Source organism: Actinoplanes sp. NPDC051633 (assembly GCF_040681735.1).
Lineage (GTDB): Bacteria > Actinomycetota > Actinomycetes > Mycobacteriales > Micromonosporaceae > Actinoplanes.
On the sequence record NZ_JBFAZH010000853.1, the window covers coordinates 1 to 3422 of the forward strand.

Consider the following 3422-nt stretch of genomic DNA (forward strand, 5'->3'; position numbering starts at 1 on the left):
GGCCGTTGTCGATCGACTTGGCGAAGAACAGCAGGCCGGCCGAGGCCAGCAGGAGCGCGCCCACCCAGATGTCGGGCGCGGTGGCGCCGGGTGCGAGCAGTGCCGCCAGCGCCATGGCCACGGCGCCCAGGCCGGTGCCCACGGTCAGCGGCAGGCTGATCTCGCGGCGTGCCACCTGGAACACCGCGGCGTAGGTGAGCGTGCCGGCCACCGCGAGGAAGCCGACGGCGAGCGCCGGGACGGTGACCGCGCCGGTGGGGGGTGGACCGCCGCCGGGGTCGGAGACGGCCAGCACCGCGGTGACGGCCGCGCCGGGCAGGGCGAGCGCCGCTGCGCCGGCCGCCCAGTCGCCGACCATCCACGCGTACAGCCGGGCCGGGATCTGCCGGGCCGCAATCGCCACCATCACGCCGGCGCCGGAGATCGCGGTCAGCACGGCGGCGGTCAGCCAGGTCGCGCTCAGCGCCGCGCCGGCGCCGAACAGCCCGATCACCCCGGCCGCGGCGATGTGCGCGATCGCCGCCCGCCGGGTGGACGCCATCAGGCCGGCGCCGCCGATCGCGATCGCCGCGAGGATCAGCGGCCACGGCGCCTCCGACCAGCGCAGCCCCAGCGACGCCGGCACGGCGAGCGCGGTCAGCGCCACACCGGCCACCGCGCCCTCGTGCCGGTACTCGGTCGGCAGCGCGAGCGCCGCCGCGAAGGTGAGCAGCAGCGCGCTGACCGCGAGCAGCCAGCCGGACTGGCCCGCAGCCCCGGCGATCCGCTCCGCGTACGCCGCGGTGTCGGCATTCCACACCGGGCGCGCGGCCTGCACCGGCGCCAGGGCGGCGCGCAGCGCGTCGACCGCGATGAACAGCCCGATCAGCGTCAGCGCACCGGCCGAGGCGAGCTGCGGGCCGCGCCGGACCTCGGGCGGGACCTGGCCGATCAGGGCGCCCGTGCAGGCCACCGCCGCAGCGGCGACCATCAGCGTCCAGCGCGGTGAGGCCACCGCCGCGACCCGGGCGGCCGCGCCGATGATCGCGAGGGTGAGCACCGCACCGGCCACGTTGCGGGCGGTCAGGTTGTCGAGCAGCCAGGCGGCGGCCGAGGCGACCACCGCGGCCAGGATCAGGATCAGGCCCGAGCGCACCGCGGCGGGCACGACGTCGGCCCCGATCAGCGCGCCGCCGGCGTAGAGCAGCGAGCCCGCCACCGCGACGCAGAGCAGCGCGAACGTCAGCTCGCGCAGCCAGTCGGCCGACGGCGGCGTGGCCGGTGGCCGCAACGGCACGGTGCCGGCGGCCGGCGCGCCCGCGGGCCGGCGGCCGGGGAAGATGCGGGTCGGCAGCCAGCGCCGGCGCGGCCCGGCCAGCGAGCCGATGATCAGGTCGGGTTCCTCGGGCCGGGACTCCGGGCGGTCCGGCGTGAAGTCGGGGTCGGCCTCGGCGCCGAGGAAGTCACGCTCGCCCGCGATGCGGGCATCCGCCTCGGCCATGCCCTCGCGGTCGCCCGGCCCGGGCCGGCGCAGCGGCCAGCGCGGAACCAGCCGCCCGGTGCGGATCACGGTGGTCAGCAGCAGCAGGTCGAGCAGGGCCACGGCGGCGAGCGCCAGGCCCCAGCCCGCCGGGCCCTCGATGAACGGGTACGCCAGCAGCGGCGGCACCGGCTGCACGGCGATCACGGTGGCGTAGCGCGGCGCGTTGAGCCGGGTGAACCCCGCGTAGAGGAACCCGGCCACCGCTGTGATGGCGAACGTCACACCGAGGAAGACCGGCGTCGACGCCCCGGCGGAGACGGGACTGTCGTGCAGCGCGAAGAGCGTCATCGGCAGCAGCACGAGGCCGACCGCGGCGACCGTCTCGGCGGTGGAGGACAGGTCGCGCCGCGCGATGGCCGGCGCGGAGATCAGCGCGAGCGCGGTGAAGAGGGCCAGCACGGCGGCACGCGCCACCGGGTTGGTGACCGCCACGGTCGCGAAGACGATCGCCGCCACGCCCAGCAGCAGCGCGCCGAGGATGAGCAGGACGTTCTGCACCGACTGGGACGACGCCTCCGGCGGGTGCGGCGGATGCTCGCCGTGCGGGCGCCGCGGCGGCGGCGCGACGGGCGGTTGCTCGCTCGGTGGCGGGTCGTCGACCAGCAGCGTGTTGCCGTCGGTGGCGACCCCGGGCGCGGTCGGGGTGCCCGGCTGGGACCACTCGGGAGCCGAGCGGCCGGCGGCGCCCGGCTCGGGCGGCGCGGAGAAGCCGGGCGGGGGCGGCTCACCCTCGGGGCGGCGTACCCGGCGGGGCCTGGTGGCCTTTTTCGCCCTCTTCTGACTGTTCGCGTGCGCGAGGATGTCGCGCTGGAACTGCGCCGCCTGGATCTTGCTCGCGATCTGCGTCCGCTCCTTGGCGGCCGCCATGTCCTTGATCTTGAGTTCCGCGATCGAGGCGTCGATGCGGGCCAGCTCATCGTCGTAGCTGTCGGGCTCGGAAGCCTGCGCCACGGCACCTCCTCGACCGCCTGGGACTGTCCCTTATCTGAGCATGCCGGTACGACACCTCATTAGAACAGGCTCACGGCGGCGGAGATCTATGGAAACTCCCCTAAACCACCGGGTTCGGTCGTCCCATGCCGCGATAGGTCCATCCGGCGCGCGCCCACAGCGTGGCGTCCAGGCAGTTCCGCCCGTCGATCACGAGCTTGCCCGCGACCAGCTCACCCACGGCGCGCGGGTCGGCGTTGCGGAACTCGGCCCACTCGGTGAGCACGCAGACCAGGTCGGCTCCGGTCACCGCCGCGGACATCGACGGCTCGTAGTTGAGCTGCGGCTGGGCCCGCTCGGCGTTCGCCATGCCCTGCGGGTCGTAGACGCGGACGTCGGCGCCCGCCTTGGCCAGCGTCGCGGCGATCGCCAGGCTCGGCGAGTCGCGGACGTCGTCGGAGTTGGGCTTGAAGGCCGCGCCGAGCACCGCGATCCGGGTCCCGGCCAGGTCGGGGCCGGCCGGGCCCGACGAGCGGCCCAGCAGCTCGGCGGCGAGCTGGATGACCCGCGTACGCCGCCGCTGGTTGACCAGGTCGACCTCGTGCAGGAAGCGCAGCGCCTCGCCCGCCCCCAGCTCCTGCGCGCGGGCCTGGAAGGCCCGGATGTCCTTGGGCAGGCAGCCGCCGCCGAAGCCGACACCCGCCTGCAGGAAGCGGTTGCCGATCCGCGGGTCGTAGCCGATCGCCTTGGACAGCTGGGTGACGTCGCCGCCGGCCACCTCGCAGACCTCGGCCATCGCGTTCACAAAGCTGATCTTGGTGGCCAGGAACGCGTTCGCCGCCACCTTGACCAGCTCCGCGGTGGCGAAGTCGGTGACCACCAGCGGCACCTCGCGCTCCTCGGTGGCGGCCAGGTCGAAGACGCCCTTGTGCGCGGCGTAGAGCATGCCGTTGGCCCAGTCGGTCTTCAC

1 protein-coding gene and 1 pseudogene are annotated in these 3422 nt (G+C 75.3%); both read right to left on the reverse strand.

Translation table 11 applies throughout. The annotated features are described in order from the left end of the window. Positions 1-2473, reverse strand: a pseudogene (locus AB0M20_RS33305) (hypothetical protein); the annotation flags it as partial. Positions 2474-2573: 100 nt separating this feature from the next. Continuing rightward, positions 2574-3422, reverse strand: an 849-nt coding sequence (locus AB0M20_RS33310; protein ID WP_364304308.1) for a nucleotide sugar dehydrogenase, incomplete at its 5' end; no start/stop codon positions are given.